Raw genomic sequence first — 14260 nt, forward strand, 5'->3', positions numbered from 1 at the left:
GGTTACTGTATGGTTAGTGGCGTTTTAAAGAGTCGAAACTTTCAGTTTATTACAGGATTTTGAAAAAAGAACTGAACTTCAGATTTAACACTTTGTAGTCATTAACTATACAGATTGTTATGAGCTTTTTTTATTTCTAATTATTTTTACTATTCGGTTATATACAATTTCAGCCAAATTCCATTTATATAGTTTAGAATCTGTGGTGTTATTAAACAGAACAATAACAGTATCAATATCTTCATGATATTCGGAAAAACTCTGATATCCAAGAACCCACCCCGAATGTTTGTACACATAAATTGAAGAATAGATTTCTTGTTCGTTTTCATCAAACACTGAACCATTGTTTAGTGCTCTTAAAAAAATGCCAACATCTTCTGCTGAAGCAAACATTCCACCATATTCCGCTTTTAAATCGGATTCATAGCCAACATGATAGCCACTCATAATATCATCTATATTTACTTCATTAAGGGAATTGAATGTATTGTTTAGCTCGAGTGGTGCCAAAATTTTCTCCTTAATATATTGGTTGCGGCTATAACCTAAGACTTTGTCCATGAGTTTTCGAAGCAATAAATAATTCGTATTTGAATAACCATAATCTTCACCTGGCTCAAAATTGGCTGGCAAATCAAGTGCCAACTCAAGGGTTTCTTTACTGCTTTTCGGTGGGTTATCCCAATAACCATAATCCGTATAATTTGGAATACCACTCCGATGTTGTATCATCAACCTCAAAGTAATTTTTTCTGCATTTTCAATTCTACCCACAAGTTCTGGAAAGCAATCAGCGAGTGTTTTATCTAAAGATAAATGTTTGTCTTTAACTAATTTCGTGATAGCAACAGCGACATATAGCTTACTGATACTGCCAATATTGAATAAGGCTTGCGGGTCGGTAGGTATTTTGTTTTTTCGGTCTTTCCAACCACTTGTATAAAATGCTGGCGGTTTACCTGCTTCGTCTACATAAACAATCATTCCATCAAATCCATAATCAATTGCCTTATTTACTTGTTCTTCAACAGTATCAGGTAGTGGTAATATCCAAGCTTTTACCAAAGTCCATGGTACGAACCATAAAGAAGATATACTTACAATAATAAATATTATTCTGAGTATTCGTTTTGTTCGTTTTTTTGTCATACTATTTCAGGGTGATATGTTTTTTTAAATTGCTCATATCTATTGGTAATGAGAAACTGAAACAAGTTCAGTTTGACGATGTCACGAAATTTGTTATATTAATCTAGTGAATAAAAATATTAAAGGGTAAGTATTGTTAATACAATTCCTAAAAGGATTGCGGTAAATTTTTTAAAATTAAATTTGTGATTTTCTGAACTTTCAAAAAGTATGATTGTTGAAATATGAAGAAAAACACCAATAATTAAAGCCGTTATTTCGGTATGATATTCAATAAAAAAAGACACTTTATCTGAAACTAATACTCCTAGCGGACTCATTAAAGCGAAAAGACTTAAAAATAAAATAATTGTTTTTTTGCTATAATTTGTCTGTAAAAAGAAAGTAGTTAAAACAATGGCAATAGGAATTTTATGTACAATAATTGCCCAAAGTAAATTGTCGCCAGCATGATGTATTGGCAATCCTTCAGAAAAAGCGTGAATACATAAACTAACAAATAATAACCATGGAAATTTTGACGAATCGGAATGCACATGAATATGGCCGTGTTCGGCACCTTTAGAAAAAGATTCTAAAACCGATTGTATAATAATTCCGATTAAAATTAAGATTCCGATTTTCTTAGCATCACTTGTATGCATATAAACTTCAGGAAGTAGATGCAATATAGTAACCGACAGTAAATAAGCGCCACTAAAGGCTAACAAAAGTCGAACTAATTGATTGTTTGGTTTTAAAAATAAAACAAGTAAAGAGCCTAGTAAAACGGCTATTATTAATAAAGTATAACTCATTCTCCAATTAATATTAATCTATCAGAAGTGTTTTCATCAAATGCATTTAAGCTATAATCGCCAAAAACATGTTTCATATTTAAACCTGCTTTCTTAAAATAGGTTTCCATCTTATCTAAAGTTAAAAATTTTACCTGCTCTATATATGAATGTTGTTCGGCATCGGCAATAAAAGAAATGTGTTTTAAAATAAAACCATCTTTAATTTCTCTTTTAATGTGAAACTCAATGCCATCAATTGTTTTTACTTCTTCTGCAACTAATGAGTTTTTAACTTTCTCGACATTTAAAAAATCTAACACAAAAACACCATTTTTTTTTAAGCCGTTTTTAATACTTTTTAAAATAGCAATATCTTCATTGTCATCCTTAAAATAACCAAAACTTGTAAATAAGTTGAAAATAGCATCGTATTTATATTCTATGGGATCACGCATGTCCCAAACTTCAAAATTAAGCGATTCGTTTTCAAATTTCTTCGCATACTCAATGCTATTACCGCTTAAATCGCCACCAGTTACTGTATAGCCTAATGAATTTAAGTATACTGAATGTCTCCCTTTACCACAAGGTAAATCAGCAATATGACTCGTTTTAGGTAATTTTAAAAACGATGTAATGTTTCGCATAAAAAATTGCGCATCGGCATCATTTCTATGTTTATATAATGTGTGATAGTAAGAAGTATCGAACCAAGAAGTAAACCAGTCTGTTGTTTTCATAAGTATAAGGTCTGCAAAAATACATAAATCTTACGTTTTTTAGATTGAAACAAGAAAAGATTCACATCAACCCAAAATAAGCTGTACTTTTGCAGTGAAATTTTACAATTACATGGAGAAAGATTTTAAAATGACTGCTATTACAATGGCAGGTTTAGAAGGAGTTTTAGCAGATGAACTAAGAAAGCTTGGTGGCCAGGATGTTAAGGAAGGAATACGTAATGTTACTTTTAAAGGGGATACAGGTTTTATGTATAAAGCAAATATTGCTTTGCGTACGGCTATTCGTATTTTAAAACCGATTAAAAAGAGTAAAATTTTTGATGAAGAAGATTTATATGAAGCAATTCAGCGTGTAAAATGGGATAAATACATAGATGTTGACGGTACTTTTGCAATCGGAGCAGTAGTAAATTCGAAAAATTTTACGACAAACTCACACTATATTAGTTTAAAATCTAAGGATGCAATTGCTGATTATTTTATGAGCAAGTATAAAAAGCGTCCGAATGTAGATTTAAAACATCCAGATGTTAAAATTCACATTCATATTCATAATGAATGGTTAACAATTTCTTTAGATTCATCAGGAGATTCACTACACAAAAGAGGCTATAGAAGTGCTACCAATATTGCACCAATTAACGAAGTTTTAGCGGCAGGTTTGGTATTGTTATCTGGTTATAAAGGAGAAGAAAATTTTATCGACCCAATGTGTGGTTCAGGTACGATTTTAATTGAAGCAGCCATGGTTGCTAATAATATACCAGCAAACATTAACCGCAAGCATTTTGCTTTTGAAAACTGGAAAGATTACGATGAAGAATTATTTTTCGTAATTCAGGATGCTTTGTTAAAGAAAATTACAAGTTCACATTTTAAAATAATGGGATTTGATAAAGCTCCGTCTGCTGTTACAAAAGCAAAACAGAATATTATAAACGCGAATTTAGAGGAGTTTATAGGAATACACCATGTAAACTTTTTTAACTCAAAGAAAGAAGTATTTGGTAAAACAACTATTTTATTTAACCCGCCTTATGGTGAACGTTTAAATATTGATGTAGAAGAATTTTACACAAAAATAGGGAATACTTTAAAACATAATTACCACGATTCAACAGCGTGGTTAATTACTTCTGATACGCTAGCCTTAAAACACGTTGGGTTGCGTACTTCAAAGAGAATACCACTTAAAAATGCCGATTTAGATTGTCGTTTTGTAAAGTATGAACTTTATGAAGGAAGTAAAAGGATTAAGAATGATTTCGAATCTGATATCGAAGAATAATATAAAAATCCGCTGAAAGTTTTCAGCGGATTTTTTGTTGTTTGAAAGTACAAAAATGTAAGTTTAGCTGGCGTATTGGTATATAATTTTTAACGTGTTTTAAGTAGCTGATTTCTATAATAAGTAGTTACTAATTTACTTCATTTGAGTTTTCTAAAATAGATATAGTGATACTATTACTTTTGTTAAATCAGGATATGCATTAATAAATAACTCTACTAGGTTAGATGCATAGGAATACTTAACTAAATAAGGAGACCTGAAATTTAATTCTTCATCATTCAAAAAAAACTACCATATTTGGAACGTTTTTTTAATTAGTAGTAATTCTATTTTGCTTTCTTCTTACAGTTTTTCAATTTCTTGAGAGTATTGTTTTTTCATCCAATACAATGGAGGTTGCCTTTTGTGTTCAATTCTCTTTTTTTTGTTAAGATTTAGAATGATAGAAAACTCGTGAGATCCATTATTATAATTCGACAAGTCAGATGTAATGGCATCATAACTATAACCTATTTTTAAGTTCTCACTTAAACGTATTTGAAAAAGCCCCGATACCGATTCATCGATTCTATGAGAGATTCCAAATTCTAATTTGTCAAGCCAAAGAATACTTGTAGAAATATCTGTAGAAAGTGGTGCACCATTTACAGCTCTCATCATAAAAGAAGGCCTTAGCTTAAAAGATTCCCCTAAGTCAAATAAATATCCAGAAGACATATAAATAATCATTTCATCAGAAGCACTAGAGACCACTGTACTATTTTTATCATAGTGTTTACTCTTTAAAATATTGGCACTAGATAAGCTCGCAAAAAACCTATCGGTATAATAAAATACACCAACTCCCATATTAGGATTGAACTCATTGATGTTTTCACTAAACAAATCGTCATTGTTAATACCTAGTTCTAATAAGTTAACGTCTATGAAACTCCCTCCAGCTTTTAAACCAAAAGCCAATGTTGAAGTTTCAGAAGGATAGATAGAATATGAATAATCTGCATAGACATGTGTTTCTCTTAAGACATACACCTTGTCATTGACAATAGACAACCCTAGCCCTACATTTTTACCCGTAGCTCCGTGTATAGATAAAGTTTGTGTTTCAGGGCTACCAGCTTCGCCAGACCATTGGCTACGAATATTAGCCGTAGCAGTAAACAATCCGTGACTACCAGCGTAGGCAGGGTTAATTAAGTTAAAATTATTATAGTATTGTGTGTATAAAGGATCTTGTTGTGCGTTACTTTGAAGTACAAATATAAAAGCACCCAGAAATACGAGTTGTTTTAAAATATTTTTCATTTTATCTTTTTCTTAATAATTGATATATAACCAACCTTTGACTATTCTTGTTCCATTATCAATGCTTAACACATAGAAGTATGGAGCAGCAGGAAGCCTTCTTTCTTTTTTGTTTCCAATACCATCCCAATAGTTTTGATAATTTTTAGATTCATACACCATATTTCCATAGCGGTTATAGACTTGAATACTGTTGTTAGTATATTTATGAAGTCCTGTAATGATAAATTCATCATTAGTACCATCACCATTAGGCGAGAATCCTTTTGGTATTTCTATATCTCCTTCATCACAAATATCACCAATACCATTACGATCTAAATCAACTTGATCGCTATTAGCCGTAGTAGGGCAATTATCAACAGAGTTGTCAATTCCATCTCCGTCAATATCATCATCACACACATTTGCAATTAAATCATTGTCTATGTCAGCAGCAGTTAAGGTTACAGTTGCAACTTTAGAAGCGCTGTTTCCATTCACATCTACAACTGTTAATGTGACAGTATGATCTCCTAAAGTTGGACAGGTAAAACGAACCTGATCTAAACTCATAGAAGCAATACCACAATTATCAGAAGATCCATTGTCAATGTCAGCAGCTACAATACTTCTAGTTCCATCACTATCTAATTCAATAGTAATATTTTGAACAGCAACCGTTGGTTCAATCTTATCTATAATAGTTACTGTAGCAGAGCAAGTGTCAACCAGACCTTGATCATCTGTAACAGTTAGGGTAACTGAATTAAGCCCTATTTTATTACAATTAAAAGTATTATTATCTATTGAAAGTACAAAATCACCTTCTTTATCACTAGAGCCCCCATCAACATCCGAAGGCACTATAGTTACAGTACCGTTGATATTTAGTTCGGCAATGATGTCTTTACAAACTGCTGTTGGGGGGGTATTAAATATTTCAGAAGGTTGCTGAACTCCTTGGATAATTGTTCCATTCGAATTATTAGATGAAAGCTGTAATGTTTGCCCTATACTAAAGCTTGCATTGTAATTTGTATTAGAAATGTCTCCTCCTGAAACTACAATAGCTTTTTGGGCATAGCTTGTCGAGAAAAGCATAAACAGGATTAAACTAATATATAAATTTTTCATATTGAAAAAATGAGTTTTAAATTAATAGTTTTTATAAATTTGATAAGATTCATAACTATTCTAGTTAACTAAATTTATCACATAAAACTGAGTATCATTTTCAACTAATGTTATAGACTCATTTTGCCCAATAGTGATTCCCCCAAAAGGTGAAATTCTAATATTCCCAGCAAAACCTTGGCCAAAAGTAATATTATTTGAACCTGAATTAATGATAGTAATAACTTGTCCTTCAACTGCATTTGACAGGTTGTTAAAAGTTAGATCATTTAGCGGATTCATAATAATAATACTTTTTCCGTCAATGTCAATACTTGAATAGCTAACTGGCGTTTCTAATGTAATCTGTTTATTTAATTGACCTTTTAGAGCTAAGTTTTTAGTATTTATATTGTTAACTACTAAATTACCGTCAATTTCTAAAGTAGCAGCAGCAATTATATTTCCAATAGCAACATTCCCACCAGATGCTATTGACATTTTATTTACATTTTTCGTTTTGAAAATAACAGCCCCTACCGTATCAGAATCACTGTCAGATCCAATAGTTGTACTTCCTGTATTTATAGTATTTGAAGTACCAGAAGGAATATTAGATAAATCTCTTCCACTACCTATAAAACTAGTTGCTTTAACCTTATTTGAAACTTCTAATTTAGCTGTTGGAGTTTCAACATTCATCCCTATATTACCGTTTTCTAAGATATTAAATGCTAGAGAAGGTACTCCAGCCATAATTTTAAAATTAGAGTTGCTAGTGGCAGGAACTGTTACATAATTAACAATGCTAAAATAATTCTTACCTAAGTTAACTTTATCATTAATTTCTATTCGCCAGTCTGCTGTAGGAAAAGAGGAAGAAGTACTAGTATCAACAAAATTTATACTTGGCGTAGCAGATGCCATAACAAAATTATTAGTATTAAAATTATAGGATGAAACCATGCTTTCACCAATACCTAATTTTGAGAGTATGTTTGCATCATTTACGAACACTATATCTTGATCAGGATTAGATTTAAAGTCGGTTCGTGTTCCTGAATTATTACCATAATAAAAACTATTAAATGCAACTGGATAACCAGCACCTATATCAAAGTATTTTATAGCACCAATTTCCGTTTCATAAGTTGTTAACTTTTCATATAATACTCCCCCTTCTAAAGTCAGTAAAGCTGAACTACCTTCTAAATTTAGATTGGTACCTATACCGACATTGCCATTTTCATAGAATACATTGTTATTTATTTTTGACCATAAAATTTCGAACGCAGTACCTGTTGTCATTCCAAAGCCAGGAAACAACCTTGACGTGTTAAAATCTACTGCCGTTTTTAAAAAATCTAAATCTAAATTATTTGATAGTCCTAAATATCCTAATAATTCTATCTGACCTGATGTAATTGTAACTGGTTTGTTTGTTAAAGAGTTATAATCAGCAGTTAATGCCATCGTCGATTTTATAGTACTTGTGGCTAATGGTAAAGTGTTTAATTTTCTAGTACCTTTTAATGTGAAATTTGTGCCTCCAAGCGGATCTATTCCTACACGAACAAAGTATAAATCGCCTGACCAATCTATGTTCGTTAGCGTTCCAATAGCAGCAACACCTTCTCCAATTTTAACGCTTATTACACCAAGAGAATTCGTAGTAGTATTATGTATTTCTTCAAATACAACTGTTCCAGTACTTGTGGTTTTTAGTACTTGAAATTGTATTCCTGTAGCACTATTAATTAATAATTTTCCAGATGCATCTCTAAGTAGCATTTGATAATTTATTATATCTGTTGCTTGAGCATTACTATTATTAACAAATAATAATAAACAACTTAATATTAGTATAAACTGTTTCATAAAATAAATTTAATTGTTTAGACTTATACAATACCACACCGTACCATCATATACAAACGTAGCACTTTCATATATGCCCAGACTAATATTAGTGTTATTTGGTAATAATATTTTTTGGGTTCCAGTATTGTGTGCTATTGTAATTCCGCTTCCTCTATTAAAAATAGTTATTTGTTGACCAAGTGCTCCAGAAGTAAACCCATCAATAGTTTGCGCAATTGAATTATTCATGTTGACCATGGTTTTATTGGAAGCATCTATTTCAATATTTGCAGAGGTATTATCAGTACTATCATTAATAGTGTAACTTATGGTATTAATACTAAGACTACCATTAGCTGTAATATCCTCAGCAATGATATTACCAACAACTTCAAGTTTCTCAGTAGGAGTATTTGTACCGATTCCAACATTACCATTATTAGAAACTACCATTCTTGTTGTGTTTTGAGTTTGAAAAGCTATCTCACCAACATTATTTGTATCCGAATCTGCTTCAATAATTGTATCATCAAGGTTAGATATACCACCTGTTGCACCAGTGATTCCAGTAAGTCCTGATCCATCACCAACAAAAAATTGAGCTTTAATAGCACCAGTAACTTCTAAAGATTCTGAAGGAGTATCTGTTCCAATACCTACATTTCCATTACTAGCAATGTAAAATGCGTTGTTAGGCGCACCGGCAAGAATATTAAATGGTCTTGTAGCGTTTGTTACATCTAGAATTGCAAAATGTGATTCTCCTCCATTAGAAGATTCGTTTATTTCTATTTGCCAATCATTATAAGGCATTGTTCCTGTTGGGTCATCACTATCGTCAAATAAAATACGAAGATTATTTTCTTTTAATTTAAATGTATTAAATCCAAAATCTTCGCCATTAACAGCATCTACACCAACAGCTAAACTACTAGCAATAATAACATCAGTACTTGTAGTATTATCTCCATTAACAGAAGACCAACCTGACCCGCCTAAAGTTACATTATTTCCTAAGTTATTAATAAAATGAAATTTACCATCACCATCTGTATTATCGTAATACATCATTCCTGGTTCTGTTAGTGTGGTAGGAATTCCACTATATTTAATTCCTCCTCCAACATTTAGTTTTGCACCTCCAAAATTAGTATTAGTTGGTACACCAATACCAACATTTCCTGCTGAATAAAAGGCATTATTATTCGATTTTGTCCAAATAAATTGATCACCTTCTAGTACAGTTCCTGCAACAGTTCCAAACCCTGGGAAATCAGATTTTGCAGTGTTTGCAGTCACATCTGAACTTAATTGATCAAGATCTACGGTAGCTGAAACACTTAATAACCCTAGTTTATCACTCTGATTTTGTGTTATAGTTGTTGGTAAATTTGATAATGTAAGGTAATCTGCTGTTTCTGCCAATTGAGCTATATTACTGTATATAGCATAAGGTACACTAGTAATTTCTGCAATAGTTTCTATATTATAATTTGTGCCTCCAGTAGCATCTGTTTCTGTTTTAATAAAATATACTTCCGAAGCCCAATTAATAGTTAAAAAATCTCCTGAAAGTACAGTGCCTTCTCCAATCTGTATCGTTGCTAATCCATTTATATTCGTTAAAGCTGAAAGTGATTCAACATAAACAGGTGTTCCGGTAGAGGATCCTGAAAGTATGCTTACACGCATTTTTATCGTTTGATTAGTTATTAATGAATTTGCATCGCTTCTAATAACAACTTGGTAGGTAAAGGATTCGTTGGCTTGAGCATTTAAATTTATCGATAAAGTAAATATTAAAAATAGTGTTAGTAATTGTTTCATTTAAGGCTATAGATTAAATTTAAATATGTATTTGAGTTAATTATATTAATATATTTTTATGTTATTAAAATAAACATAGATTTTTTTTTGATCAAAAAAAATAACTGATAAAATTATTAATTTCATTTAAAAATTGATAAATGAGTATATCTATCTTGATATAGATATTGGGGGGAGAATAGCAATCTTGTAATTTGAGATTACGAATATAATAATAATAATAATAAATTACTTTAGCCATATGCATTAAAATTATTTATTACAAAAGAGTGTAAAACATATTACGATTTTAAAATAAAACTTTGAAATTTATTTAGTTGGGTCGGTTTTTATTAAGAATATTTTAGTGAATTATTTTTATAGTATAATTAATTTGAATAATTAATATGTTCGCTAATTTTTATGTTTTTTAGGGAACTCTCAAAAAGTATTATTTTTAAACACGTAATTTATTATTCGTCAAGATTTTTTAGACGTTTTTTTCAAATGTGTTTTAGTGTTTGAATTAATGTCACTCTATGATATGTAAAAAAAATCCGCTGAAATTTTTCAGCGGATTTTTTTGCTAAAGCATAAGGTATTGTTTATTTTTAATAGTGTTTTGAAATACTCATTCAATAACCTCAATAAATATATCATTTTTAGGAGAACCATAGTTTAAACTACCTGCAAACGCTTTAGAAACAGATATTAGCTGTCCAAGGTGATTTTTAATCACAAAGCATGGATATCCTTTTGAATTATAAATTTGTTCATTAAGCCCTGGATAACTTAAAGTTCTAACCTTTTTTTCGTGAACATTATCGCTAGAGAATTCTGGATTGTTATTTGTTCCGAGAATAAGAGTACCATCATCATTTATACTTGAAGGAAAGAAGTTTTGATTTAAAGTAGTTATTAAATTGTATGTGCTTGTAGAAAACAAAGTATTGTTTTCAATATTTAAAAGATATTGCTTGTTCTTAGAAAATAAAGAATTATTATTCCATTGAGAAGAAGCATTTATATTAACAGAACTAGAATCACTTGTTAATTGTCCGTTAGAATCTATACCAACGATTAAACCTTGTGTATAATTGTAGTTTCCGATCAATATTCTATTTTCACCTAAATCCATCATATTAATACGACTAACACTAAATATTTCATTATATGTATTATTAGTACTAATTAAATTTAATTTATTGTTTATTCTAGAAAAAGAGTAAAGCTTTTCTCTATCTGTAATTAACCAGTAGCCATTTTCATTGATAATTATATGTTCAGGGCTAATAGCTAAATTTTCAATACTATATTTAAAATTTAAATTAATATCGTATACTTTTATTTCACCTCCTGTATTTACAATTACTTCTGTTCCGTAGTCTGATTTAAATACTTTAACAAAAACAATAGAAGAACTATTGAGTTCAGTAGAGTTTTCTATGCTATATGAATTGTAATTATACCTGTAAAGTTTTGAATAATCAGCATAAAAAAATATAGTTTCATCAGGAGAAAAAGCTGAAAATTGAATAGCATTTATAAGTAAAACTTCTTGTCTAATAAAACTTGTAGTTCTTTGGTTTTTACCCTCTATCACTGTTCCATTTTTTGAGCCAAATATATTATAGGAGTTAATTACAAAAACTGGATTTTCAAAATAAGGAAGTTCAAAAGAATGGTTAATATTTTCTATATCATCAATTATAATAACTTGTTCTTCTTGAAAGCCTCCACCTGATCCTGATGAATAGTTCCGCACAGTAATCTCGTAATGAGAAAAGTAGTATCCATCATATTTTTGCCAATTTAATTGAACTGTTGTGTTACTCAAAACTGGTTCAGATAGATTTATAAGTGGTACTTGTATTGAACTTGTAGTAACGACAATTGGGTTACTTTCTCCTAAAAAACCTTTGTTAGTATAAATTTTAAAGACGTAACATATTTCTTCATAAGGAGCTGATACTTCATCTATGAAAAAAGTTTTATTTTTATCTGTAATCGTTGAAATTAATTCAGGATTTACAATATTGCAGTTCTTGTCTAATCTATAAATTTCATATTTATTAAAGTCATTATATCCATTATATTCATCCCATTTAAGTAAAATTTTATCATCATTACTTACAGTATTATCCCAATGAAAAGTGTCCGAATAAATATCCATTTCAATTGGTGGTTGATAACGATTGCAAACTACTTCAAATACTTCTAAGTTACCATCTGAATCAGTATCAATTTTAAACCTAAAAACTAAGCTACTTGAAGTTAGTTCTGTAATTACCCATTGATCCGTTTCAGAACCATTACTAATTGTTATTATCCCATTTGATAAAGACCAACTTGACTTGTAATTTGTTGTTGTGCATTTAGTATTATTGTTAAATAAATATTCTCTATATTCTCCTTCAGAATGAAAGTTAAAAAAATCTCTACCACATTCAGGGAATGAAGCTAAAACATCTGTTGTTTTTCCTTCATATTTAATTTTAAATATAGACCATAAACCTTCTATTTGTTCTTTTTCTACAGATGTTATTACTCCTTCAAGAAATGAGTCTGAAGGCATGTTGTCATCATCACAACTATAAATCAATATAAAAAAAAGAAGTCCGAAAAAGAATAAAACTTTATTCATTGCAGCAAGTAAGTTTTTCATGTAAAATCATTTTTACTTAAACTATGAATAAAGGGAGTTTACTTAATAATAAAAATATAAATAGACATATTTATTGATAATTAAAGTTTATTATTTATTTAATAATAAAAGCAAATCTACTTGATTATGTGATAGTAATCAAGCTAATTTAAAAAACATGAAAGTAGAAAAAAGCATAATATACATTGCGAGTCTTTTATTATAAATATACCCCGTCCTAAAATAAGTTGACACAAAAACGACTTATTATAAGAGGCCAAGTAAACAAGTGGGTTAAACCTACCCAACTCGATTACAACTTAGGCTTTAAATTAGTCAGGGTATCACAATTCTTTGGTTATGTTGGTTTTACAAAAATAATTAGAGGGTGAGAGGTTGAAGCAGAATAAGTAAAGTTGATAATAGAAAGTAGCGAAACCTTCTATCTCTCTGTTCTTTCAGTTTATATAAGCATAATAAAGCTTGTAAAGATGTTTATAAGCGGATTGTAAACAAAGGAAAGTGTAATAAATTACGCATTAATAGCAGTTTCAAATAAGTTGATAAAGTACCGTTTTGCTATCGTAAAACCTGGTTTAACATATGATGAAATTTATGTTTCTGTATTGCCTAAATAATCAGTAATTATATTACTTTGAGCATAGAATAGTAATGAGTAAATTTAAAGAAGAATTTTTTAGTTTTTACCTCAGTTCTTTGTTGGGGTTAGTTTTTCTCATACGTTTTTCTTGTTTTGAAATAAGAATCTGGATTATAAAATATGGCAAACATCTCAGACATAAAAGGAATATCCTCATTTCCTAATGACATAGCTTTATGTTCTAATTTACCTAAAATCTCAACCCAATATCTAATTGTTTGCAAAACATACAATTGTCGATATTTAATTATTGAATCTGTCATTCCAGTCAGATAACTTGCACTTTCAACATCAGAAATAGCGTTTCTTGATTCATCTGTGTATCTGACGATAGTAAATGACCCAATCATTAAATCTGCTATTTTAGCATTTTTCCTAATTCTTTCTTTTTTAGCTTTAGAGACTCTTTTTTCAAAAATTATTTTATCCACATTTTCGCTCCAATCCTTAATTGGGTCACTCTGAAAGTTGCTTTTAACTAAAAAGTTAATGTTTGAATATCTATCTCCTTTTGCAAATTTTGACAAAATGGATAATATTTTTAAATGAATGATCTCATTTACATCTTTAGAAAATCTAAATGAGATGTTATGATTTGAAATAATCGAGTTTGATTTTTTGAAAAGAATTTCTAGATCGTGTCCTATTTCGTCTTTTACATATTTTTGTTCAGGAAATTTTCCGTTATTTAAAATATAATAATCAAGAATTAAACATAATTTACCTATTCGTTCAAGACCTGTAGTTAAACTAGTAAAAGCTTGAAAATAAACTCCTTTTTGTCCATAATTTGCTTTTCCTAATTGAGTAATTCCACTAGCTAACATATCCTTGGTGAATTTTGCTTCATCTGCAATTACGTGAAAAGTCTTATTCATTTAGGTTTCTTATAATTACTGCCAACTTTAATGATATGAGTTCGTT

General features: G+C 30.0%; 10 protein-coding genes. 1 reads left to right on the forward strand and 9 read right to left on the reverse strand.

The window, feature by feature from the left end; all coding sequences use genetic code 11:
• Positions 1-117: 117 nt before the first annotated feature.
• The 3 genes from ACQ629_RS00480 to ACQ629_RS00490 all read right to left on the reverse strand — a co-directional run bounded on the left by ACQ629_RS00480 (position 118) and on the right by ACQ629_RS00490 (position 2671).
• Positions 118-1152 carry a serine hydrolase domain-containing protein gene (locus tag ACQ629_RS00480; RefSeq protein WP_483705880.1) on the reverse strand — a complete coding sequence of 345 codons (1035 nt, stop codon included), beginning with the start codon at positions 1150-1152 and terminating at the stop codon, positions 118-120.
• Between the two features lie 119 nt (positions 1153-1271).
• Positions 1272-1949, reverse strand: a complete 678-nt coding sequence (locus ACQ629_RS00485) for a ZIP family metal transporter (RefSeq protein WP_483705882.1) — start codon at positions 1947-1949, stop codon at positions 1272-1274.
• Complete coding sequence (locus ACQ629_RS00490) at positions 1946-2671, reverse strand: class I SAM-dependent methyltransferase (protein WP_483705885.1); 726 nt, start codon at positions 2669-2671, stop codon at positions 1946-1948. Before ACQ629_RS00490 ends, ACQ629_RS00485 begins: the two co-directional genes overlap by 4 nt.
• Before the next feature lie 112 nt (positions 2672-2783).
• On the opposite strand from ACQ629_RS00490, the gene ACQ629_RS00495 reads away from it, so the two are divergent.
• On the forward strand, positions 2784-3962 hold the full coding sequence (locus ACQ629_RS00495; protein WP_483705887.1) for a THUMP domain-containing class I SAM-dependent RNA methyltransferase: 1179 nt from the start codon (positions 2784-2786) through the stop codon (positions 3960-3962).
• A gap of 345 nt (positions 3963-4307) precedes the next feature.
• Here ACQ629_RS00495 and ACQ629_RS00500 read toward each other — a convergent pair whose 3' ends face one another.
• The 6 genes from ACQ629_RS00500 to ACQ629_RS00525 all read right to left on the reverse strand — a co-directional run bounded on the left by ACQ629_RS00500 (position 4308) and on the right by ACQ629_RS00525 (position 14214).
• The gene (locus ACQ629_RS00500; protein WP_483705889.1) at positions 4308-5270 is read right to left on the reverse strand and encodes a PorP/SprF family type IX secretion system membrane protein; all 963 of its coding nucleotides are present in this window, start codon (positions 5268-5270) and stop codon (positions 4308-4310) included.
• Positions 5271-5282: 12 nt separating this feature from the next.
• Positions 5283-6386, reverse strand: a complete 1104-nt coding sequence (locus tag ACQ629_RS00505; protein ID WP_483705891.1) for a T9SS type B sorting domain-containing protein — start codon at positions 6384-6386, stop codon at positions 5283-5285.
• A 60-nt stretch (positions 6387-6446) separates the two neighbouring features.
• Positions 6447-8243: an autotransporter outer membrane beta-barrel domain-containing protein gene (locus ACQ629_RS00510; protein WP_483705893.1), complete on the reverse strand. Its 1797-nt coding sequence runs from the start codon at positions 8241-8243 to the stop codon at positions 6447-6449.
• Positions 8244-8252: 9 nt separating this feature from the next.
• Positions 8253-10052, reverse strand: coding sequence for an autotransporter outer membrane beta-barrel domain-containing protein (locus tag ACQ629_RS00515; protein WP_483705895.1), 1800 nt, complete (start codon positions 10050-10052; stop codon positions 8253-8255).
• Between the two features lie 610 nt (positions 10053-10662).
• Positions 10663-12696 (reverse strand): hypothetical protein, encoded by a 2034-nt coding sequence (locus tag ACQ629_RS00520; protein ID WP_483705897.1) that lies wholly within the window; start codon positions 12694-12696, stop codon positions 10663-10665.
• Between the two features lie 705 nt (positions 12697-13401).
• Positions 13402-14214: a hypothetical protein gene (locus ACQ629_RS00525; RefSeq protein ID WP_483705899.1), complete on the reverse strand. Its 813-nt coding sequence runs from the start codon at positions 14212-14214 to the stop codon at positions 13402-13404.
• Positions 14215-14260 lie beyond the last annotated feature (46 nt).

Source organism: Tenacibaculum sp. SM2510 (genome assembly GCF_057002845.1).

Excerpts from the sequence above, each read along its gene's own strand:
- ACQ629_RS00480 (WP_483705880.1), bottom strand. The coding sequence starts at position 1,152 with ATGACAAAAAAACGAACAAAACGAATACTCAGAATAATATTTATTATT.
- ACQ629_RS00485 (WP_483705882.1), bottom strand. The coding sequence starts at position 1,949 with ATGAGTTATACTTTATTAATAATAGCCGTTTTACTAGGCTCTTTACTT.
- ACQ629_RS00490 (WP_483705885.1), bottom strand. The coding sequence starts at position 2,671 with ATGAAAACAACAGACTGGTTTACTTCTTGGTTCGATACTTCTTACTAT.
- ACQ629_RS00495 (WP_483705887.1), top strand. The coding sequence starts at position 2,784 with ATGGAGAAAGATTTTAAAATGACTGCTATTACAATGGCAGGTTTAGAA.
- ACQ629_RS00500 (WP_483705889.1), bottom strand. The coding sequence starts at position 5,270 with ATGAAAAATATTTTAAAACAACTCGTATTTCTGGGTGCTTTTATATTT.
- ACQ629_RS00505 (WP_483705891.1), bottom strand. The coding sequence starts at position 6,386 with ATGAAAAATTTATATATTAGTTTAATCCTGTTTATGCTTTTCTCGACA.
- ACQ629_RS00510 (WP_483705893.1), bottom strand. The coding sequence starts at position 8,243 with ATGAAACAGTTTATACTAATATTAAGTTGTTTATTATTATTTGTTAAT.
- ACQ629_RS00515 (WP_483705895.1), bottom strand. The coding sequence starts at position 10,052 with ATGAAACAATTACTAACACTATTTTTAATATTTACTTTATCGATAAAT.
- ACQ629_RS00520 (WP_483705897.1), bottom strand. The coding sequence starts at position 12,696 with ATGAAAAACTTACTTGCTGCAATGAATAAAGTTTTATTCTTTTTCGGA.
- ACQ629_RS00525 (WP_483705899.1), bottom strand. The coding sequence starts at position 14,214 with ATGAATAAGACTTTTCACGTAATTGCAGATGAAGCAAAATTCACCAAG.